The following is a 22,122-nucleotide window of genomic DNA, read 5'->3' on the forward strand; positions in this document are numbered from 1 at the left end:
ATTTTATTTTTCTGAAAATTATTCATTTTCTTGTCATAATTTATTCACGTTTCATTCAATTCTATCCACTACAATACTAAACTTCTTTAAGAAAAATATATTGTAACTTACTCCGAAAAAAGCTAAAATAAGAATAAGAATTTTCTGAATATTCAAAGAGTAGGTGATTACATGTCTTTATTGCGCTCACATATATATAAATTTATCGTTGGTGTTCTCATTATATTTATCATTAGTCCTATTCCAACTTTATTCATTACACATAAATACTCATACATCACCGGCTTTATAAGCATTTTCCATAACTTCGCACAACTTTCTTCGATGACAATTCCAAAGATTGATTGGATGCACGAATCTATCTTTTTCTCAGCAAATGAGATGGTACATACTGCTAATCAATCAACACCGTTATTCCCTTACATGTGGGAAATATATTTTTTATCGATTGTTCGTTTTACCTTTACTCTTGCAATCGGATTCTTCATCAGCTTAGGGATTGGCCATTTATTTTTTAAAGCACCTCAATCGGTTAAAAAGTTCGCTTCTTTATTAAGATGGATTCCTTATTCTTTATGTACTGTATTATTACAATGCGCAGTCTTATTACTACTCCTATACATCACAAAATTTATAAAGATTCCTTACTACTCATCTTTTATCATCGTTTGTAGTACTTCCATGATTATCGTTATGCAAGCAATAAAAAAATGGATTCCTTTCTTAAGTTATACAAATGAATATGAAATAAAACAAGCTTCTTTCCTTGTAGATACATTGTTTTTAGCGCTTACTTCGAATCATAAATCTATTTTAGGTTCCATTATTCTTTCATTCGTTTTTATGGAATGCGTTTTTCACGCAAGTGGACTATTGCAATTTATCGTTCAATTCGGCGGAAATGCACCTATTATTGTTACAATTAGCTTATTACTTTTGTATATCCCGTATTGTATACTCTCATTCCTTCAAACGCTATGGACGACAAACCACTTTAAACAACAATCATACGCTTTAACGAGAAGTATTCCAAAACCTTAATTTAAAATAACCCTCTAGAATCTGAAAGTAGAGGGTTATTCCTTTTGTATAGCGGACAAAATAACAGCAAATTCAAAAACCATTGCAGAAACATACCAATATTTACCCTTTTTCTTTGACTATTCTTTTCATTTGGATTTATTATAAAAGTATAACATAATTGCAGGAGGTGACATCTTTATTCCAAACGACGGAATAGAGAATACACTTGGACATATTAAATATTTTTCTCATCTTTGTTCTTATCCTTATTTCCGGCTTTTTCGTTGCATCAGAATTTGCTGTTGTAAAAGTACGAAAAAGTCGAATTGACCAGCTTGCAAACGAAGGCAATAAACAAGCTTTAGCTGCAAGAAGTGTCATTTCTAATTTAGATGTTTATTTATCAGCTTGTCAGCTCGGGATTACAATTACTTCTTTAGGGCTTGGTTGGCTTGGTGAACCGACTGTGGAACATTTACTACGACCGCTCTTTGAAAAGATTAATATTACTGGAACAATGGCAAATACTTTATCATTTATTATTGCTTTTAGTGTGATTACATTTTTCCATGTTGTATTAGGTGAATTAGTTCCAAAGTCATTCGCAATTCAAAAAGCAGAGGCGATTACGCTTAAGTTTGCACGACCACTTATTTTATTTGATAAAATTATGTACCCATTCATTTGGTTACTTAATAGTACTGCTATCTTTTTCACAAAACTACTCGGTTTAGAACCTGCGAAAGAAAATGAACTTGCCCATTCTGAAGAGGAACTACGACTCATTTTAGGTGAAAGTTTCAAAAGCGGCGAAATAAATCAAACCGAATATAAATATGTAAATAATATTTTTGAATTTGACGACCGAGTTGCGAAAGAAATTATGGTCCCTCGTACAGAAATGATTTGCTTATCTACTGAAAATACGTTAGAAGAAAATATGGATATCGTCGCAACTGAAAAGTATACACGCTACCCTATCATCGAAAAAGATAAAGATGATATTATCGGTATGATCAATACGAAAGAAGTATTTCACGATCAAACGAAAGGCATTCATAAGCCACTTGAATCTTACATACATCCAGTACTAACTGTATTTGAAACTGTTCCAATTCGTAAAACACTAGTACATCTACAAAAGAATCGCGTTCAGATGGCAATCGTTATGGATGAATATGGTGGTACTGCTGGACTTTTAACAATGGAAGATATTCTTGAAGAAATCATTGGAGAAATTCAAGATGAGTTTGATGCAGATGAATCACCTATGATTGAAAAACGTACGCCTAAACTTACTGTTCTAGATGGAAAAGTACTTATTTCTGAAGTAAATGATATGTTTGGCTTACATATTGATGAGAGCGACTTAGATACAATTGGAGGCTGGCTATTATCGCAAGCGGTTGACGTAAATATTGAAGCTGGCTACTCCATCGAATATGCCGGTTTTCAATTTAAGGCATTAGAACTTGATGGACATCAAGTCAAAAAAATTGCTGTACATAAATTAGATATACAAAAGGAGTTATAAAGTGACTGTTTTCTTAACAATCTGTATCATTGCCTGTTTCATTATTTCATTTCTAGCTTTTATTTATCCTATTATCCCGGGCATCCTAGCTGTCTGGGCTGGATATTTCATTTACCATTTTGGTATAAATGGCGGAGAACTAACGATTTCTTTTTGGATTATTCAAGCTATTTTCACACTATTCATTTTCGTTGCTGATTTTATTGCAAATGGATATTTCTTGAAGAAATACGGTAGTTCTAAATGGGGCGAACGTGTCGGAATGATTTCGATCATTGCCGGATCTTTCTTCTTCCCACCATTCGGACTTATTATCATACCGTTCTTAGCGGTATTTATAACCGAATTAATGCATAAAAAAACGCCAAAAGACGCTTTTCTAGTAGGAGTTGCTACTGTAGTTGGTTTTTTAAGCAGTACAGTAGCGAAAGCCATTCTCCAAATCATTATGATTATCATATTTGTATGTTATATCGTCTTTTAACCATCCCAATTTCGGGATGGTTTTTTAATATGAAATACCTACTCGACTATTCTCATATTTGTTTTCACTACACAGATTCCATGTAAATTGCGCTGTATCACCAACTGTTATTTTTGCTCCTCCTTCTGGTAATACATCTTTTTCAGTTCGATATATACCTGTCACATCACCGTCAATTAAATGCGTCGGACAAACGACCGTCCAGCATAAATTACTACTACTAAGTATCTTATATGCAGCTAAATGATCTTCTGCTGCTGTTGTCGACTTTCTCTTTGATTCCGTTGATTGAAAACGATATAAATTTAGATTTGTTCTTGCTTGTAAAATACCGGCTGTTCCTATTGTAATGATTTTACGAACTCCTTCTTCTTCCATTTTCTTTATTATTTGTGGCATACTCTTCGCTAACGTCCCATTTTGATCCGTTCCAAGTGCACTAATTACTATATCGCTTCCTTTTATCGCTTTCTTTATATCATTTTCATTTAATACATTACCTTCTATAACTCGTAATCTTTCATGATTTATTTCTACCCTACTTGAATCACGCGCTAATGCAGTCACTTCTGCTGAATCTTTTAATGCTAATTTAATTATGTTTGAACCTACTCGCCCTGTTGCTCCCAATATACATACTTTCATTTGTTTTCCTCCTCTTTCATTCTTTCTCTATTTTTCAATAATCTCAATCAATTTACAACAAAAAAGCTTCCTCACATAAAAGAGGAAGCTCTATTATTACATTATTTCTTTTCTTTAGAATCCGTAGACTTCTCAGTTCCACTTGTTTCTTTATCCTTTTTATCCTCTTGTTGTGTTGTTGTATCGTCTTCTTTCTTCTTGTCCTCACCTTTACTACAACCTACCATTAATAAAGAACTTGCAAGTGCCATAGCAGTTAATGATTTAACCCATTTGTTCATTTGCGTTTCCTCCTTTTGATAGAATATGTACAATCCCATATTACTCTCTATTTTTAAAGGAAAGATTGAAAAATAGTAAATAAACGGTAAATGTTTGTAAATTTTCTGATAATAAATATGTACATATATTCATTTTTCTCTACGAAAAGTAAAAAACTAAGGCGCCTATCTTTCCGCCTTAGTCTCTTATGCAAATTTCTCATTTTCATATACATGTTTAATCTTATACTCTTTCTTCACGACATATTGCCATACACTATAGGCATAACGATTCATTTTCAGGAAGCAGTTTTCTAAAAACGAGCGAAATTCTGGATTTGCAACTTCAACTGCCACTTGAGCAAACTTTAACGCTAACCGTTTCAAATGCGAAATATAACAAGTTGCAATATACATATCACCTGTATATTTACTATCAGTTTCCTTTTCCATTTCATGAAAATGAAATGAAATTGGTTCACAAGTTATATGCTGTACATTCTCTCCTTCTTGAAAGTTCACTTGTTCATTATATGCTTGCAACATATATGGTAAATGATGCTGTAATAGCTCCTTTAATTCTTCGTCTCTTACCTGTCCTGTATACTCCCCAACCTTATATATAAGCATATAACTATACCTCATCAATTCTTTCATACAATCCATGAAAGTGCCTCCCTACTTTTTGTCTATATGCTATAAATATGATGCTATAACATTTGCTATTCTTGCTAAAAACCAATCCCATTTACTAATTTTCTCAAAATCTTCTTCCGAAAATCTTTTTGATTTATGGAAGTCTTCTTTTAGTCGATCCCATACGTCAGCAACAACTGTTTTATCATATACGACACAATTAGATTCACAATTTAAATAAAAACTTCTATTATCAAAATTCGCTGTACCTATATCAACAATTTCTCCATCAATGATTGTTACTTTCCCGTGAAAAAAACCATTCCGATATTGATAGATCTCCGCTCCAGCATGGTTCATCTCTCTCAAATACGGATAGGCAGCTTGTTTTAACAATACTGCATCACTTTTAAATGGTACGAGAATTTTCACATTGACACCGCGGTTTAATGCACCTTTTAACTCTTTCATCATTTCTTTACTTGGTACAAAATATGGTGTAGCAATAATTAAAGACTTTTTAGCCTGCTTTAAAAACGCTCCATATTTTTCCCATAACCCTTTTCCATCTGAAAATAAATATTGATATTTTACATTCCCAATTGCAGGTAGACTTTCATGTACAGGCATTTTTTCTCCCGTATCTTCTTTCCAGTCAGCAGCAAATTTTCTTTCCATATCCGTGGCACCATTCCCCTTAACCCGCACATGATAATCACGCCACTGGCCAAATTTCGGATCTTGTCCAAGGTATTCCTTTCCGATGTTAAAGCCGCCGATATATGATACTTTTCCGTCTATCGTAACAATTCGTCTATGATTTCGCTGATGCAACGAATAGAATAAATGTTTCAATTTAGGGTTTTTACTAAACGTAAACTGGACACCATTGCTTTGTAGTTGACGAATTACCTTTTTCTTCAGCTTATATCCACCTATTCGATCGACTGACAATTTCACTTCTACTCCGCTAGATGCCTTTTTCTCGAGCAACTGCAAAAACTCTTTGCTTATTTCATCTTTACCTACAATATAAAAATGGATATATATGTACTTCTCCGCATTACGTATATCCTCAAATAAATTCGTATATAACTCTTCACCGTTCGTATACAGTTGAAATTCACCTAATCTAACTTGTCCTACTTCATATTCACTAGCCATTTTTTTCCCCATTTCCACATCGATGTTCATCCAAATGAATACACCTATTACACAAAGGATTACAACGAAAAAGTGTTTCATGGATATTTTCCTTTCTCCACTTACTGTTATTTCTATATCTTCCCTTTTTTAATACAATATCATTCAAGAAAATATGTCATTGCATGATATATGTCCATATCAAACGATAGCTCATTTGCATATTGTATGTTGTATCTTAAAATAAAAGGAGGAAATAACAATGGGCTTCGCACATGGTAATGGATTCGCGTTATTAGTCGTATTATTTATCCTCTTAATCATCGTCGGTGCTGCTTGCTTCTGCTAAGTAGTTATTGTCACATGATATGCGGATAGAAAAACTATAAAAGCGGACACCTATTTTTAGGTGTCCGCTTTTCATATGAAGAACATTTCGCTCTGTTATAATACTTTTAACAACTAAATATTCAATTCAAAAAGTTAGTAATGTAGCTACTTTCTTACTCTCTGCCTTACGTATATGACGTTGTTCTGCACGTAACACTGCAATGCGATGTAATTCTTTCTCTTCTTCTGTTTCAGGGATTACTCGCGGCACAGGAACTGGATTATTTTCCTTACTCAGTGCAACAAAAGTAACAAAAGACGTTGCTGCGATACGCTTCTCACCTGAAATTAAATCTTCCGCTACTACCTTCACAAATACTTCCATAGACGTTCTACCCGTCCAAATTACAAAGGATTCATAACTAACACAATCTGAAGAGCGAACTGGATGTAAGAAATCAACCCAATCCATAGAGGCTGTTACACATTCTTTTCTTGCATGCCTCGTTGCTGAAATAGAAGCAACCATATCCATCTCGGCTAATATCTTTCCACCAAATAACGTGTTATGATCATTTAAATCTGTTGGAAATACTCGGCTCGTTTTGAACACCCTTGATTCATTGGCTGTTTTCCCCTTTACTTCTGTCATTGTTATCACCCCTTTAATGATGTATCCTTAATATCTCAATAATCGCTATACTAAATGAACTACACGTTTAATATTAACAACATTCAGAACTTTTAGTCCATAAAAAAGAACCGATGTTATCAATCGGCTCCTCTAAATACATATTGTTCTTTTGGCTGTTCAACTTTATTCCATTTCGTTACTTCTAAAACAGGAATGTTCGCATGGAACGGCTGATAAAATTCAGTAGAAATTTCTCCCTCTATTTGAATCCAATCATCGTTTTTCCATTCTACACCTTCTGGCTTTTTCACTAACATACCATATACACCAGAATCCGCTACACAATGTATAATACCGAAACGGAATAAGAAGTATTGTTCTTTTTTAGAAGAATCATCTTTGAAAACAAAACCTTTAAATGATAATTTTTTCCCAGTAAACTCACCAGGGTAATTGTAAATCGTCTCCATTCCTTTTAGGAAGTTTTCATCATTTAAAGTAACACTATCCTTTGTTACAAACTCTTTCTTCCCTTTCTCCATTACACCACGGTATCCTTCTTTTCCGTAATATATACTCGTATCAGGTCTTAAAAATTGCCTTCTCATAAATGGATCTGTACTTTCTGCTTGTGCAACAGGAAAATGAAACCCTTTTGCCTTAACAATATCTGAATCTAACGTTGCAATCGGGAAAAACAAACCTGAGACTATCGGAAAACAAAACAATGTGTACGAAAATGCTTTTTTCCACCAAGTATTTTCATCTTTCGAATGATCATGCCCGCAATGGCTATGATCACAACCACAATTATGCTGTTCTCTTTCTTTTTGATGTTCTTTTTGGAAAACGATTATAATTTGAACAACAGTTAAAAAACCTAATATAATAGCTGCTGTTTTTGATAAGTAGGCATACTTCATATTAATATACTTCGTAATATTACCTGAAATATGAAGCTGCGCGATTAAGATTGTAAAACCTAATAATATATATGCTCGAAACATAACCTACCACCCCATCGCATAAATGAGTAGTGAGCTTGCATAAACAACAACTGTAACTGTAACTGTAACGACAATTACAAATTTTGTTTTAAATGTCGCAAGCATCATAAACATATTTTTAATATCCACCATCGGTCCATATACGAGGAACGCGACAAGTGATGCTGTTGAAAATGTACTTTGGAATGACGAAGCAATAAATGCATCTGCTTCTGAACAAAGTGATAAAATGTAAGCAAGTCCCATCATAACAGCTGGTGAAGAGAACGGCCCTTGTCCTATAGCAAGAAGTGTTGAAGTTTGTACGAACGTTTGAACTGCAGCTGCAATTAATGCACCTAATACTAAATATTTTCCCATCGAGAAAAATTCCTCAACAGCATGCGTACATACATCCCACATTTTTTTACGTAATGGACGCTTATGATTCACTTCTGGGAAGTGATCATCTCGTAATTGATGTTCTTTAAACATAAATGATAATATAATTCCAACAATGATTGCTACGATAATCGCTACAATAGAACGATACCATACCATGTGCATACTACTTCCAAAGGCAACGTATGTTGCAAATAATACGACCGGATTAATAATTGGACCAGTTAACATAAATGCAATCCCGGCATATGGCGGAACCCCTTTTCCAATTAATCGCCTAACAATCGGAACGATTCCACATTCACAACCTGGAAACATCATCCCTAAAAAAGTAGCCATTAAAACAGACAGAAATCGGTTTTTCGGCATCCATTTTGCTACCATATCTTCTGTCACAAACATTTGAATGAATCCTGAAATAAATACACCAATGAGCACAAAAGGAAGTGCTTCGATCAATATGGAGATAAAGATTGTATTCATTTGCAGGAATGCTTTCGGTAATTGAAACAATTCCATGATGTATTTCCTCCAACTTTTCATTAACAATATGTAATTTTAACCCCATTTTATTGATTGGACAAGACTTATACGGAATTCATCCCTTTCATATACATTACATTTTATAAATTATATTCTATTCAAAATTTGGGATTTCATAGCAAAAAAGCTGCTCTAGCGCAGTTACACAACTATGCTAGAGCAGCTTTCTTATCGTTAAAAGTAACGTTTCTTCCAAAATACAAATGCTAAAGCGCAAGATAATGTTGCACATATTATGAGTACAATTACAAAACCTTGAGCCTCACCTTCAAATGGAACCTTTACGTTCATTCCGAAGAAACTAGAGACCATTGTTGGTAATGATAAAATGATTGTAATAGACGTTAACAGTTTCATAACACTGTTCAAATTATTCGATATAACAGAGCTAAAAGTATTCATCATTCCACTTAGAATATGACTATATATTTCCGCCATTTCAATAGCCTGTTTATTTTCAATTAATACATCTTCTAATAAATCTTGATCGTCTTCATACATTTTTAAAAATGTACTGTTACGCATTAATTTTTGAATTACAATTTTATTCGCCTTCAATGATGTTGTAAAGTAAACTAAACTTTTTTCAAGACCTAGCAATGTGAAAATCTCTTTATTTTTCATCGACTGATTTAATTGATGCTCTAAATCGATTGTCTTTCTGTTAATTTGCTTTAAGTATCTTAAATAGTAAGTAGAAATCGTATATAAGAGCTGAAGTGCAAAGCGTGTCTTTTTAAACGTATAAAATTCTTTAATACGTTGATTAATAAAACGTTCAAAAATTGGATTTTCTTCTAAACAAATTGTCACAAAGCAATCTGGCATTACAATCATACCTATTGGAATCGTGTCATAAATCGAATTTCCTTCTTCATCATGTCTAACTGTTGGAATATCCACGATTATTAAAGTATTATTGTCTTCCTTTTCAATACGAGAGCGTTCTTCATCATCTAAAGGGTCTTTAATGAAATCTAAGTCCACATTTAAAGTTTGTACTAGATATTGAATTTCTTCTTCCGTTGGATGAAGTACATTAATCCAGCAACCCTTTTGCATTTCCTCAACCTCTTGTAGTTTTCCGTTTCGGTCTGTTAAATAAATATTTAACATACTATCACCCCGATTCTTTTTACATGTAGGAATCTACCTCTCTTACATAACAGTTTTTGAACCGCCATTCTCAGCATATGAAACATACGTTTAAATTTCAATAGAAAAATTATTTTGAAAACGTTTTTATAAGAAAAATATTATAAAGTGAAACTTTAATCAGTGGGGGGCTTCATCCCCCCACTGATTTTCAGCCCTCACCAATCGGGCTTTTACGGGCAGCCCGCCCCCAACCAAACTTCTTTTCTTTCGCTGAATTTTGAGGTGAGGATCTTACTGCCCGTTAAAGCGGGATAAACAAAGAAAAAGACAGAGTGCTCTCTGCCTTAAAAAGCATATGTTGCCTTTATAACATATTTAGAAAGCATCCACAAGTTAAAGCCAACTGAAATCGTATAACCAGCGTATGTTGAAATAATAAAACTTACATAATCAAAATACGGAAGCAATACAATATTTAAAACTATCTTCACAATAATGCCAATCACTAACCCTAGCACTGTTTTCTGTTGTTGATTAATTCCTTGCAACATTGCAGCCGTTACTGTAAAAAGCGAAAATAGTATACAAGCAGGAGCGTAATACTGTAAAATAACGCTTCCCATCTCCGGATCATTTCCGGCACCAAATAAAAGAGTATACACTGGTTTTGCTAACACCATCATTCCAATTGCCGCGGGTACCGTAATACCTACTACTAATAGATTCGTCCTCGTAAAATGTTTGTACAGTAACTTCACATTTCCTGCTGTATAAGCTTTTGTCATCTCAGGTACGAGTGACATACTAAAAGCAGTCGCAACGGAAACTGGGATAAGTACAACCATCTGAACAAGTCCAATTATCGCATTAATCTTCTCCGCTTCTCCTTGCATATATCCTATTTGTATAAGTAATTTATTAATTGTAAATGTGTCAATCGTCTGATACAACGGAATTGCTAAACCAACCACAACAAATGGTATTGAATATGTAAAGAGCTCCTTATATAGTGAAAAAAAAGATTTCGTTGTTTGCGGTATACTTGCCATTTCTTTTTTCTTTAAGTGCTTTCTCCTCCTTATGTAATACGCACTTAAAACAGTTAGTCCACCTATCGCTCCCATAAAAGCACCGAACGTTGAAATACCAACAGCTAGTGAGATAGAAGCTTTTAAAACATATAAAACGACAAAGCTTCCTATCAAGATGGTTAAGACTCGAAAAAATTGCTCTACAACTACACTTAGAGCAGAAGGCCCCATCGATTGAAATCCTTGAAAAAAGCCCCTTAATAAACTCATTACTGGTACGAGTATTAACGCAAAACTTACAATTTGAATATTAGTAGTGACCGCCGCTACACTATTCCCCGTTTGATCATTTCCATCGATTACAAGTTTAGCCAAATGCGGAGCTAGCATATATAACGTAAAACACGAAATAACTCCCATTATAAACATAAAAACAATTCCACTTTTCAACACTCTCTTAACCGTATGATAATCATTTAATTGATCATATTTTGATACCATCTTTGAAACTGCAAGTGGTAGTCCCATCGTCGCAATGCTAAGCATAATTGTATATGGACGATAAGCATACGTGTATAAAACGTACCCACTCGTACCGACCATAGCTGTAAATGGTATAACATATATAAACCCTAACATTTTAGATATCATCGTTGCCATTGTTAAAAATATCGTTCCACGTATAAACGGTGACCCTTTCATCACATTCCTCCGCTACGCTTTATTATTACACATTATGGACAACTCCTTTTTTTTAGAACCAAAACAAATAAAAAAGCCAATGAAAAATCATTGACTTTAACGCGCTGCTTTTTTCTTTTTGAAATACTTTAAACCGAAGTATAGAGCAACAAAGAGAACCGCTCCTATAATTATGTAATGTGTGTAGTCAGATGCATACTCTTTAATATGTCGCCAATTTCCACCAAGCTTTTCACCTAAATATATAAATAGTATTGACCACGGAATAATCGCAACTACTGTATACAGTGTGAATAGTTTTAATGGCATCTTAGCTAATCCTGCTGGAATAGAAATTGCATGACGTACGACTGGGATAAAACGTGCCGAAAAGATTACTCCTGCTCCGTAACGCTTAAACCAATTTTCTGCTATGTCTAAATGGTGTTTATTAATAAGCAGATATTTCCCATATTTCTCTACAACTGGACGTCCACCATAGTATCCAAGCCAATATAAAAAGATTTGGGCTAAAGTACCACCGATTGTTCCAGCAATAACTGCACCGACAAAGCTAATTTTACCATCTGCGACTAAAAAGCCAGCATACGAAAGTACAATTTCACTTGGGATAATTTCAATCATTAAAGCTAGCGCTACTCCAAAGTAACCTAAACTTGCAAAAAATTGCAATAACTGATCTATTATGCTTGCTAACATCTTATTTTCTATCTCCTTTTTTCTTCACATACCATCTCATTATTACATAAAGGTTGCATTCTGCCAATATCTTCATGCCGACAATATCACAGGCATACGCATTATTAATCTATTACTATTTCTTTCTGAGGTTCTTTTATGTAGGCAAACATTTGTTTAATTTGCTCTTCTGTATTTCTAGCAATCGATAAATTAGGCAATTCATTTTCACCAAAAAACTCCACATCATCTGTTTCAATACTAGTTTTCTTTTCACCGCCAATAATTTTACAGCCAATAAAAATTTTATATACATGCGTTGCTGAAGGCGATGGTTGATGTTTTTCTTTATCAAATATAGCGAGTAACTTAAAATGATCTACCTCATAACCTGTCTCTTCGAAAACCTCTTTTGCTGCTACTTCTGTCGGCGTATAACCGATATCAGCCCATCCACCTGGCAATGCCCATTTCCCATCACTTTTTTCTTTCACAAATAATAACTTTTCATTTTGAAAAACGACTGCTCTTATATCGACTTTAGGTGTTTGATAGCCTGTCTCACTTGCAAATAACTTCTCTACAACTTCCCAATCTGTCTTTGTATAATGTGACATCATCGAAATGGAAATATCCCGTAATTGTTGGAAACGTTCTATATCATACACATCCTTAGAATACGTTAAACCCGCTTGAGCTATAGATTGTATTTGTTTTACCCAATCAATCCATTTTACCGTCATGTTTCCACATCTCCATCCTTTATTAAGTATATATTACGCCAATTCTACCAATACTTCTTTATTATACAAAAAAAGAGATTGATAATGTTCCAATCTCTTTCAAAATTAATCCAATTCATGTAAATGATCTTGTATATACTTTCTTCTTTTATTTATATATTCCTCAATCATATCAGCTTCTTGATCAAATATTTCTAATTTTTCTTTCATATATGGATCTTGTAGTAAATAAGGACGAATCGACTCACACAAACTTTCTACTTTCGGCATCATAAATGAAACGGTAAATTGTTCTTCTAATATTTCTTCCAAAATACCTCGGTATTGCTTTCTAAATACAGGTATATCTAACAATCTTGCACTTAACGTGTTATAACCTTGAATACGAATATATTCATGATTAAGTGGTCTCCCTTGTACATCTCGCCCCCAAGTCGCATCATAATCCCACGGTATTACTTCAAATAAATTTGTTTCATCATTATGATATAGTGCATAGTTATGAACGAAACCATCAAAGTTTTGTGTAAAAATAACGCCAGCTAACCATCGTAAATATTTATCAACATGCAAAAACTTCCCAATTTCTTTTTCATAAGATTCCCTCGACAAAGCGTTCGCTTGAAATACAAATTCACTCAGCTGTTCTTCACTATTTTCATTCGAGTATTTAAATTCATAACCCGCAAAGAGCTCGGTCTTAACATCTTTATCTCTCTCACTCATTAAAGAAAAATTCGCATCATCATCTATCGCATAATAAATAGAACCACTCGGTAATCCTCTATTTTTCAAAAAATTTTCATCCACTGATTCTAACTGTAAATATACACCTTGAATTTGACCATTAATTTTTATAAACACATGTTGTGATTTCGGTGAAAGTACACCAATATCATGAAAAAAGTCTAAAGATAATTTATTTCGTATGAGAGACGGATCCATAAACTCAGAATTTAAATGAATCTCTTTCGCACCTTGAAATTTTTTCGGTTTATAAAACATAACATGATAAGATTTCTTCTCAAATTCACGAATATGAGCACCACGGTATACGATATCAATATCATACTTCTTTTTTCCATAAGTTAATTTTGCTGGTACTGGACTGTCTGACCAAATGTCTTTTTTCAATTCCACTAAGTACATTGGATGAATAAAAAAATCATATGAAGGTAGCATGTTTTCTCATCCCTTCTCAGTTCTCTTCATTCAATGTATGCAACTCGCCTTGTCCATACATCCGCTATCATCTATTTATATAAAATTACACTCTTGTCCTGTTCAGAAAGATACCTACATACATATCCTGTTAAGGAAAAAGAATACCTTTTCAACTTAATACATGATAAGGAGGATTTCTATGAAACGTGATATTAGAAAAGCGGTTGAAGAAATCAAAAGTGCTGGGATGGAGGATTTCTTACACCAAGATCCAAGTACTTTTGAATGCGATGATGATAAATTCACTCATCATACTTGTACAACTGGATGTAAATGTACAACTGGGGGTAAATGTCCAAGAACAAGATGTACTCGCGTGAAACATTGTACGTTCGTTACAAAATGTACGCATGTGAAAAAATGGACATTTGTTACAAAATGTACTCGTGTACGCGTTCAAAAATGGACGTTCGTTACGAAAGTGACGCGTAGAAAAGAATGCGTTTTAGTTACAAAACGTACTCGCAGAAAACATTGTACATTCATTACAAAATGCATACGCTTTGAAAAGAAATTTTTCTGGACTAAACGAAGTTTCTGTAAAAAGTGCGAATTCTTCCCGCATAGACACGGCGGCTCTTGCGATGATTCATGCGATCATGGTAAAGACTGTCACGATGATGGACACAAATGGAATGATTGCAAAGGCGGACATAAATTCCCATCTTGCAAACACAAGAAATTTGATCACTTCTGGTATAAAAAACGTAATTGTTAGTTTTTATGCCTACAAAAAAAGGCCGTTTTGCGGCCTTTTTTACGTTTATCCCGCTTTATTGAAAATGACTTATATCTGCAAATTGCTTCACTTCACCTTTACCATCTTCAAATTCTATTATACTGAGACTAGCACTATGCATAAATGGATCATTCCACACATTTTCTATTTCAATACCTGCAAAATGTCCTACAAGTAATTTTGCTGCTGCCGCATGGGAGACAATTAATATACTTTCTCCTTTATGCTTTTCCAAAAGAAGCTGCATCCCCTCAATTACCCTTTTATGAACAGCCTCAAAATTTTCTCCTGATGTTGACTGAAAAAGATGTGGTTCATACCAAAATAACTGTATGTCGTCTGGGTATTGCCTTTCTATATCATCAATTGTCTGTCCTTCCCATATACCCATGCTAATTTCATAGAAATGCTCATCCGCGATTATCGGTATATCACGTTCTCCCTTTATTAACTCTGCAGTATGAAGGGTTCTTTCACTCGGACTACTATAGATTGCATGAATAGATAAATCTTTCATTCGCTCTCCTAATTGCTTAGCTTGCAGTATACCATTTTCAGTTAAAGCAGAATTTTTTCGTCCTTGCATTCGCTTCGCTACATTCCATTCCGTTTCACCATGCCTTGTTACATATACCGTTGTCTTCACTTCAATTCCCCCTTACCATGTTGGCCGCAATTCCCACGGTTCTACTCGTCCTACAATCCATTCATTACATTTACTTTCAATTCCTTTTATTACCCCATCCGATATTTCTTCATGAGTAAGCCATCTTGCGTATGTATCTTCTAATATAAAACCTAAAATTATTCTATGATAGCTACATCGCGTACCGCCTATTTTTTGTGAGGCTATTCTCGACGCTTTACTGCCTAAAATATGAAAAACTTCGTATGTTTCAGACGATAAGTCTAATTCTCTACAAATAAGTGATAACGCATCTTTTGCACTTGAGTGTATCCATGCGACAACTAATGTTATTGGGCCATTCCGCTCAATTGTGCTTTTAATAGCTACCTTTACATCGTCATCATTATGATAATCTAACGGAAGACATGTGATATTTTCTGGTATAGCACTCTCTCGTTTAACATTTTCTAATTTCACTTCATCTCTTCCAATAATAGAAACATGAAACTCTTGCTCACAAAGCCACATAGACACCCTCTTTAACATTCCTGTTCCACCAATTACTAGCGCATGCAACTTTCTTTGCCCCCTTAATAAAACGTCATATGAGGTTTATCTTCCCTATAATAATTAAGCCTGTCTTGCAATGTCCCTGAATGAAATTCAAACTTATGCCCGTCTGGGTCAACAAAATAGATAGATTCACAATCCCTTACATCACGTTCTCTTCCTTGTAAAATATGAACATCATTTTCTTCTAATCGCTGCAGTAGACGTTCAAAGTCTTTCTGTTCAACAGAAAACGCAATATGTGTATAAGATTGATGAATCTCATTTCTTGGAATATGTATTTCTTCATTAAGCGCTATCCATACTCCACATATATTAAAATATGCAATTTTTCTTCCTCTAACTAATAATTCTCCTTCCAATACTTTTTCGTAAAATGTAATAGAATCTTCTAAATTAGATACTGAAAAACAAAGATGATTGATTCCTTTTAACAACTCTAATTCCTCCTATACAAATAAAAGATGAGCGAAAATTCACTCATCTTTTATTATACTATTTTTTTGTAATATATGCCCATTTATAACTGAAGTCCCCACCAAACGTATGATTTGCAATACCTTTTACGTATGGTTTCTCTAAGTATGCGGTACTTTGTTGGTACGTAGGAGAAATGGCAGCATCTTGACCAATTAAGATTTTTTCCGCTTCTGCAAGTGCATTCCAGCGTGCTTTATCATCTTTTAATAGTTCTCCTTTTGATTTCGCTACTAACTCATCATACTTTGGATTAGAATAATCCATTTCATTAAATGAGCTTCCAGTAACAAACATATCAATATAAGTCATTGGATCTGGATAATCTGGACTCCATGCAGATAACGAAAATTCATATTCAAATTTCTTTTCTAAATCCAACTTCTGCTTATATGGCTGTTGTTTTAAATTCACTTTAATACCAGGTAAATTTTTCTCTAACTCTTCTTTAATAAAGTCTCCTACTTTTTTACGACTACCGTTATCATCATTTAGTAATTCTACTGTAATTGTATCTTGGCCAAGTTCTTTCTTCGCTTCTTCCCATATTTTTTTTGCTTTTGCTGCATTATCTTTACTGTCACGGAAATTTTTATTTACAGTACGGAAATCTTTCCCATCAGGTCCTGTCGTAAATTTTTCAGGTACTAAGAAATATGCTGGCAATGATCCGTCATTTAAAATAACATTTGCAATTCCTTTTTTATCATATGCTAGATCAATTGCTTCACGAACCTTTTGGTTTTTAAACGTTGCATTTTTTTGGTTAAATCGTAAGAAATACATACGCGGATCTAACTTCGTTTTAAATTCATCTGGCTTATTCTTTTTATATTTATCAACAAATTCAGAAGTTAAAATAACACGGTCCGCTTGATCACTATCATATAAATTTACTCCTGTGCTTGTTTCCTTCACAATATTCACATTAATTTCTTCTAACTTCACAGTATCTTTATCCCAATAATTAGGATTTTTCTTTAACTGATAACTCCTTTCATGTTTCCATTCACTCATCGTAAACGGTCCATTATATAATAATTTATCTGCTTCTAATCCGTATTTATCTCCTTGTTCTTTCACATATTTTTCATTTAAAGGGAAGAATGTTGGGAATGAAGTAAGCTCAAGAAAATATGGTGCTGGTTGTTCTAATTCTACTACTAACGTTTTATCATCCTTCGCTTTCACTCCTAATTGATCTAACGGTAACTCTCCTTTATTTACTTTCTGTGCATTTTTCACATCAAATAAAATAAATGCATACTCAGCTGCCGTTGCTTTATCTAATGTACGTTGCCATGCATATACAAAATCTTGCGCTCGAACTGGATCACCATTTGACCATTTTGCATCACGTAATTCAAATGTATATGTCTTTTTATCTTCACTAATTTTCACATCTTTTGCCATACCTGGAGTTGGTTTATTATCCTTATCTAAACGATATAATCCTTCCATTGCATTTACAAAGGCACGGAATGATACAGAGTCTGTTGATTTTGACGTATCCATTGAAGGAATTTCTGCTGTTTCTAGTAAGTTTAATACTTGCTTATCTGCTACCTCCTTACCTGCTTCTTTCTTCGTTGTAGATGCCTTCTCCCCATTTCCGCAACCTGCAACTAATATACTAGTCGATAATGCAACTGCAGCAATCGTTGTTACCTTTCTCTTCATTGTTCCTTCCCCCAATCTATATGTATAAATGAAAGCCAGTATAATACATATTATTATACAAAGGATTCAGATTATTTCAAATATTATTTTCGTATATACAAAAAAAGAAGCGGATAGAGAGCTCTACTATCCACTTCTTTTTCTTTTACTTGTAATCCATCCTCTATGTCAAATGGATTTTGAACTTTAAATATTTCGTCCATTATCTTTAAAAATTCTTCCTCATTTTTAGATTCGCCATTAATCATAAGTGAGTATGGCTCAATCTCACCCAATTTATAATCAACAACAAATTGGATCGTAACCTTTTTCTTCGACATATCCGGACTATCCCCTTGGAACTCTACCAATTCTAATCCTTCAGTGCCACGATAATATGCCCAACCCGGATTTCTAAAATAATTTTCAAACGATTCACCAATTGAAAGGAATGGATATTCATATAGCGAGCTTGTACGAACTTTTTGAATAATATCTCGATCAGTCGGGAAAAAGAAATGGCTGATAAAAATACTAGCAACCGCTAAAATCGTAACAATTGTTGCTCCCATTTTACTCGTTCCACCACTATCACGAATGAGGTACTTTTCAACCGATCCATCTTGAATTTCTCTTGCTTTTATTCGATATATACGCCTTTCTGCAAATTGATAATATAATCCATTCGCAAAAATCGCCATTCCAAATAAAATAAAAACGAGTAATAGAAACGTAAGAGGCACCATATTAATGATTGGCAATGCTACGTTGAAGCCCATATAATAAGAAAACGCATCACACGCTAATAATAACACTACAAATAAAGCTGCAGGTAAATAATACTTACGATATCCGAGCCAACCTACATTGAAAATAGCTGCCCAACCATTCCAGCTCCACCTAGCAATCCGCTTTTCCTCAAGCTCCCATTTCCTTTTGTAATACGGATATTGTCTCCCTACATATACTTCTAATTCCTTGTCTATTAGCGAGCTTCCTTCACTCTGTTCAGTATGCAAATTCCGCTGGCAACTTTCACAATTTAACTGATTCCCCTCGCAAAGTTGCCCACAATTTATACATTTCAAAACAATCCCTCTTCCCATCCATACGTCATTTCAAAATACCTTCGTGTTTTAATAACCACTCTTTCCTCCATAAACCACCCGCATACCCAACAAGTTTTCCGCTCTTCCCTATTACACGATGACACGGAACGATTATTGAAATGGGATTGCGACTATTTGCTCCTCCTATTGCTCGTACAGCTTTCGTATTTCCGACCTTCTCGGCAATATCTAAATATGAAGCACTTACGCCATAAGGAATCGTATAGAGCGCATCCCATACGTTTTTTTGAAATGATGTTCCCTCAGCAGACAGCGGAACTGTGAACTCTTTTCTCTTTCCCTTAAAATATTCATCTAATTCATTTATACATTGATCTATCATTTCATTTGTATGTTCTTCTTGTCTCTCATCAACAAATATAACAGACGTAATTCCTTTATCGTTCGCTGTAATTTCTAACAAGCCTAATTCACTTTCATAATAAGCCTGATACATATGCCATCCTCCAATTCAATTCATATTTGTTATTGTAACACGAATAGACAAAATTTTTCGTATAAGCGTTTTATTCGAGAAACAAAAACGAGAATGATACAATGTAAGAAAATTCAATCTAGGAGGCTATTGGATGAATTACAAACTTTTTTCACCTTATACAATTAAAGACGTTACATTAAAAAATCGGATTGTTATGTCACCTATGTGCATGTATTCATCGAAAAACGAGGATGGCCAAGTAACGAATTTCCATCTCATTCATTATGGAACAAGAGCTGCTGGTCAAGTTGGTTTAGTTATGATTGAAGCAACAGCCGTGTTACCTGAAGGTCGAATTTCAAATAAAGACTTAGGCATTTGGGATGACAGTCTAATTGAAGGCTTACATAAAGCGACAACTTTTATACACGATAATGGTGCAAAAGCTGCCATTCAACTCGCTCATGCTGGAAGAAAAGCAGAATTAGAAACAAATGCGTTAGCTCCTTCAGCCATTCCATTTAATGAAACAATGAAAATGCCAATAGAAATGAGCAAACACCAAATTAAAGATACTGTATTAGCTTTTCAGCAAGCTGCAGTACGATCCAAACAAGCTGGATTTGACGTTATTGAAATACACGGTGCTCACGGTTATCTTATTAATGAATTTCTTTCTCCACTTACCAATAAGCGGACTGATGAATATGGTGGTTCACCTGAAAATCGATATCGTTTCTTACGCGAAATCATTGAATCGATAAATGAAGTTTGGAACGGACCGCTATTTGTTCGTATTTCAGCAAATGATTATCATCCTGACGGGTTAACAGTTCAAGATTATGTACAATATACAAAATGGATGAAAGAACAAGGAGTAGATTTAATCGATTGTAGCTCTGGGGCTGTTGTACCTGCGCGCATCGATGTTTACCCTGGGTATCAAGTACAATATGCTAAACATATTAAAGAGCATGCTAACATTGCAACTGGTGCAGTTGGATTGATTACGACCGGGGCACAAGCAGAGCAAATTTTAAATAATAACGAAGCAGATTTAATTTTTATCGGACGTGAGTTACTTCGCAATCCTTACTTCCCAAGAATAGCCGCCAATGAACTTGGCTTTGAATTAGAAGAACCGTATCAATACGAGCGAGCGCCTGGGAAAATCAGTACAAATAAATAAAACCGAGAAGCTTTTCTTCTCGGTTTTATTTATTCTATCGTTGTAATTTCATTCGAATTATAAATGTGGATACCTGATTCTTCTCGCAATGCAGTTATATACATCCCTTTTGCCACATCTTTAGCGGAAATTGGTTTATACTTTTTGAAGGCTCCTTTAAATATAAAAGGAATCATACGAGATAATTTTTCCGCCATTCTTTCACCAAAGCGAAATTCTTGTCGATTTCCTACTAATAAAGATGGCCTAAAAATGTGAATACCACCGATTACTAACTTTTGCAATTCCTCTTCCATTCTTCCTTTCACTTGTGAATAAAAGAAAAACGATTTAGGATTCGCTCCCATTGAGGACACAACAAGGAAATTTTGCACCCCTTGTTTTTCAGCTAAACAAGCCGCTCGTAACGTATATTCATAATCTACCTTTTTGAAATTAGCTTTCGTTTTTGCTTTTTTGATTGTTGTTCCTAGACAACTAAATACGTCATCTACAGCAAAGAACTCTTTATATTCCTCTAATGCCAAATAATCTACTTGCTTTTGCTGTAACTTTTCATGTTGCCATTGCATTGGTTCTCTTACAAAAATAGTAACCGAATCGTAGTAATCTGATTCAAGTAATAGACGCGTTATCTCTTGCCCAACTAAACCACTTGCACCAAGTACTAACGCTGTTCGCTTATTCATATATGCATATACCTCTTATTTTACTTTTCTCTCCTTTAGTAACATACAACTTTTAGGAGTTTCCTTCTCTCATTTTACCACAAGTAAAGCACTATGCGTACGCATAGTGCTTTACTCACTCTTTTTTCTCATCTTTCTCTCGTAATTTTGTTACGGTTGATGCATCTCCTAAATTACTTATTAATCTTCTTAAAAAAATTAAGACTACGGCTAATGGTAATACTACCGCTAATATCAATAAAATAGCTTCCATTAAGTAACCCAAACACTCAGCCCCCTCTACACCCTCCTTTCATATATATGAACACAGCGTTGTCACATATGCATGTATTCGCAAAAATAACACACCTATATTTGACAACTTTATAACAAAATCAAATCGGAATGATTATTATTTATTGCAACTTTATAAAAGATGTATTATACTAAGTTCGCAAACTAAAACGTAATTATTCCGTTTTGTATTAAAATGATATTTTTCTTCTATAATTGGGGAAAATATATCCGTAAAAAAAGAAAAGAGGAGA

At 34.3% G+C, this 22,122-nt stretch carries 26 protein-coding genes; 6 read left to right on the forward strand and 20 right to left on the reverse strand.

Annotated elements, in window-relative coordinates; genetic code table 11:
- The first annotated feature begins 171 nt into the window (after positions 1 to 171).
- The 3 genes from PDQ33_RS11085 to PDQ33_RS11095 all read left to right on the forward strand — a co-directional run bounded on the left by PDQ33_RS11085 (position 172) and on the right by PDQ33_RS11095 (position 3,041).
- Entirely contained in the window at positions 172 to 1,041 is an 870-nt protein-coding gene (locus PDQ33_RS11085) for a hypothetical protein (RefSeq protein ID WP_270755676.1), read from the forward strand.
- Between the two features lie 208 nt (positions 1,042 to 1,249).
- Complete coding sequence (locus PDQ33_RS11090) at positions 1,250 to 2,557, forward strand: hemolysin family protein (protein ID WP_000353728.1); 1,308 nt, start codon at positions 1,250 to 1,252, stop codon at positions 2,555 to 2,557.
- Between the two features lies 1 nt (position 2,558).
- Complete coding sequence (locus PDQ33_RS11095; protein ID WP_061130921.1) at positions 2,559 to 3,041, forward strand: DUF456 domain-containing protein; 483 nt, start codon at positions 2,559 to 2,561, stop codon at positions 3,039 to 3,041.
- 24 nt (positions 3,042 to 3,065) lie between these two features.
- On the opposite strand, the gene PDQ33_RS11100 is transcribed toward PDQ33_RS11095, so the two are convergent.
- From PDQ33_RS11100 to cls, 4 genes are all read right to left on the reverse strand, one after another.
- Positions 3,066 to 3,686 (reverse strand): NAD(P)-dependent oxidoreductase, encoded by a 621-nt coding sequence (locus PDQ33_RS11100; protein WP_000861632.1) that lies wholly within the window; start codon positions 3,684 to 3,686, stop codon positions 3,066 to 3,068.
- A gap of 101 nt (positions 3,687 to 3,787) precedes the next feature.
- A complete protein-coding gene (locus tag PDQ33_RS11105) occupies positions 3,788 to 3,967 on the reverse strand; it encodes a hypothetical protein (protein ID WP_001045960.1) in 180 nt (59 codons plus the stop codon).
- Positions 3,968 to 4,153: 186 nt separating this feature from the next.
- The gene (locus PDQ33_RS11110) at positions 4,154 to 4,612 is read right to left on the reverse strand and encodes a spore coat protein (protein WP_000340560.1); all 459 of its coding nucleotides are present in this window, start codon (positions 4,610 to 4,612) and stop codon (positions 4,154 to 4,156) included.
- 30 nt (positions 4,613 to 4,642) lie between these two features.
- Positions 4,643 to 5,827: a cardiolipin synthase gene (gene cls, locus PDQ33_RS11115; protein ID WP_061130922.1), complete on the reverse strand. Its 1,185-nt coding sequence runs from the start codon at positions 5,825 to 5,827 to the stop codon at positions 4,643 to 4,645.
- Between the two features lie 160 nt (positions 5,828 to 5,987).
- Between cls and PDQ33_RS11120 the strand changes: the two genes are divergently transcribed.
- Positions 5,988 to 6,074: a YjcZ family sporulation protein gene (locus PDQ33_RS11120; RefSeq protein ID WP_000505094.1), complete on the forward strand. Its 87-nt coding sequence runs from the start codon at positions 5,988 to 5,990 to the stop codon at positions 6,072 to 6,074.
- A gap of 126 nt (positions 6,075 to 6,200) precedes the next feature.
- Here PDQ33_RS11120 and PDQ33_RS11125 read toward each other — a convergent pair whose 3' ends face one another.
- The 8 genes from PDQ33_RS11125 to cotH all read right to left on the reverse strand — a co-directional run bounded on the left by PDQ33_RS11125 (position 6,201) and on the right by cotH (position 14,054).
- Complete coding sequence (locus tag PDQ33_RS11125) at positions 6,201 to 6,707, reverse strand: acyl-CoA thioesterase (RefSeq protein ID WP_000141167.1); 507 nt, start codon at positions 6,705 to 6,707, stop codon at positions 6,201 to 6,203.
- 119 nt (positions 6,708 to 6,826) lie between these two features.
- Positions 6,827 to 7,696, reverse strand: a complete 870-nt coding sequence (locus PDQ33_RS11130; protein ID WP_000488037.1) for a TIGR03943 family putative permease subunit — start codon at positions 7,694 to 7,696, stop codon at positions 6,827 to 6,829.
- Between the two features lie 3 nt (positions 7,697 to 7,699).
- Positions 7,700 to 8,596 (reverse strand): permease, encoded by an 897-nt coding sequence (locus tag PDQ33_RS11135; protein WP_000418725.1) that lies wholly within the window; start codon positions 8,594 to 8,596, stop codon positions 7,700 to 7,702.
- A gap of 198 nt (positions 8,597 to 8,794) precedes the next feature.
- Complete coding sequence (locus tag PDQ33_RS11140; RefSeq protein WP_000932396.1) at positions 8,795 to 9,736, reverse strand: magnesium transporter CorA family protein; 942 nt, start codon at positions 9,734 to 9,736, stop codon at positions 8,795 to 8,797.
- A gap of 326 nt (positions 9,737 to 10,062) precedes the next feature.
- The gene (locus PDQ33_RS11145) at positions 10,063 to 11,451 is read right to left on the reverse strand and encodes a putative polysaccharide biosynthesis protein (RefSeq protein WP_270755674.1); all 1,389 of its coding nucleotides are present in this window, start codon (positions 11,449 to 11,451) and stop codon (positions 10,063 to 10,065) included.
- Positions 11,452 to 11,547: 96 nt separating this feature from the next.
- On the reverse strand, positions 11,548 to 12,150 hold the full coding sequence (locus PDQ33_RS11150; protein WP_000881208.1) for a DedA family protein: 603 nt from the start codon (positions 12,148 to 12,150) through the stop codon (positions 11,548 to 11,550).
- A 104-nt stretch (positions 12,151 to 12,254) separates the two neighbouring features.
- The gene (locus PDQ33_RS11155) at positions 12,255 to 12,872 is read right to left on the reverse strand and encodes an NUDIX hydrolase N-terminal domain-containing protein (protein WP_000216914.1); all 618 of its coding nucleotides are present in this window, start codon (positions 12,870 to 12,872) and stop codon (positions 12,255 to 12,257) included.
- Between the two features lie 105 nt (positions 12,873 to 12,977).
- Positions 12,978 to 14,054 carry a spore coat protein CotH gene (gene cotH, locus PDQ33_RS11160; RefSeq protein ID WP_000937984.1) on the reverse strand — a complete coding sequence of 359 codons (1,077 nt, stop codon included), beginning with the start codon at positions 14,052 to 14,054 and terminating at the stop codon, positions 12,978 to 12,980.
- 181 nt (positions 14,055 to 14,235) lie between these two features.
- Here cotH and exsB point away from each other — a divergent pair, with 181 nt between their 5' ends.
- Positions 14,236 to 14,814: an exosporium protein ExsB gene (exsB, locus tag PDQ33_RS11165; RefSeq protein ID WP_000817501.1), complete on the forward strand. Its 579-nt coding sequence runs from the start codon at positions 14,236 to 14,238 to the stop codon at positions 14,812 to 14,814.
- A 55-nt stretch (positions 14,815 to 14,869) separates the two neighbouring features.
- Here exsB and PDQ33_RS11170 read toward each other — a convergent pair whose 3' ends face one another.
- From PDQ33_RS11170 to PDQ33_RS11195, 6 genes are all read right to left on the reverse strand, one after another.
- Positions 14,870 to 15,481 (reverse strand): phosphoserine phosphatase 1, encoded by a 612-nt coding sequence (locus tag PDQ33_RS11170; protein WP_000859181.1) that lies wholly within the window; start codon positions 15,479 to 15,481, stop codon positions 14,870 to 14,872.
- A 12-nt stretch (positions 15,482 to 15,493) separates the two neighbouring features.
- A complete protein-coding gene (locus PDQ33_RS11175) occupies positions 15,494 to 16,039 on the reverse strand; it encodes a short-chain dehydrogenase (RefSeq protein WP_000543149.1) in 546 nt (181 codons plus the stop codon).
- A gap of 14 nt (positions 16,040 to 16,053) precedes the next feature.
- The gene (gene fosB / locus PDQ33_RS11180) at positions 16,054 to 16,470 is read right to left on the reverse strand and encodes a FosBx1 family fosfomycin resistance bacillithiol transferase (protein ID WP_061130923.1); all 417 of its coding nucleotides are present in this window, start codon (positions 16,468 to 16,470) and stop codon (positions 16,054 to 16,056) included.
- A 58-nt stretch (positions 16,471 to 16,528) separates the two neighbouring features.
- The gene (locus tag PDQ33_RS11185) at positions 16,529 to 18,190 is read right to left on the reverse strand and encodes a peptide ABC transporter substrate-binding protein (RefSeq protein WP_061130924.1); all 1,662 of its coding nucleotides are present in this window, start codon (positions 18,188 to 18,190) and stop codon (positions 16,529 to 16,531) included.
- Positions 18,191 to 18,273: 83 nt separating this feature from the next.
- Entirely contained in the window at positions 18,274 to 19,257 is a 984-nt protein-coding gene (locus tag PDQ33_RS11190) for a DUF2628 domain-containing protein (protein ID WP_002170269.1), read from the reverse strand.
- A gap of 25 nt (positions 19,258 to 19,282) precedes the next feature.
- On the reverse strand, positions 19,283 to 19,735 hold the full coding sequence (locus PDQ33_RS11195; RefSeq protein ID WP_000283892.1) for a methylated-DNA--[protein]-cysteine S-methyltransferase: 453 nt from the start codon (positions 19,733 to 19,735) through the stop codon (positions 19,283 to 19,285).
- Positions 19,736 to 19,868: 133 nt separating this feature from the next.
- On the opposite strand from PDQ33_RS11195, the gene namA reads away from it, so the two are divergent.
- On the forward strand, positions 19,869 to 20,906 hold the full coding sequence (gene namA / locus PDQ33_RS11200) for an NADPH dehydrogenase NamA (protein ID WP_001107026.1): 1,038 nt from the start codon (positions 19,869 to 19,871) through the stop codon (positions 20,904 to 20,906).
- Positions 20,907 to 20,935: 29 nt separating this feature from the next.
- On the opposite strand, the gene PDQ33_RS11205 is transcribed toward namA, so the two are convergent.
- Together PDQ33_RS11205 and PDQ33_RS11210 are read right to left on the reverse strand one after the other, a co-directional pair.
- Complete coding sequence (locus PDQ33_RS11205; RefSeq protein ID WP_001042754.1) at positions 20,936 to 21,595, reverse strand: oxidoreductase; 660 nt, start codon at positions 21,593 to 21,595, stop codon at positions 20,936 to 20,938.
- Positions 21,596 to 21,710: 115 nt separating this feature from the next.
- Positions 21,711 to 21,860, reverse strand: a complete 150-nt coding sequence (locus tag PDQ33_RS11210; RefSeq protein ID WP_000540927.1) for a hypothetical protein — start codon at positions 21,858 to 21,860, stop codon at positions 21,711 to 21,713.
- Positions 21,861 to 22,122: the final 262 nt, after the last annotated feature.

Origin of the sequence: Bacillus cereus group sp. Bc031, from assembly GCF_027716265.1 — a bacterium.
Taxonomy (GTDB): domain Bacteria; phylum Bacillota; class Bacilli; order Bacillales; family Bacillaceae_G; genus Bacillus_A; species Bacillus_A paranthracis.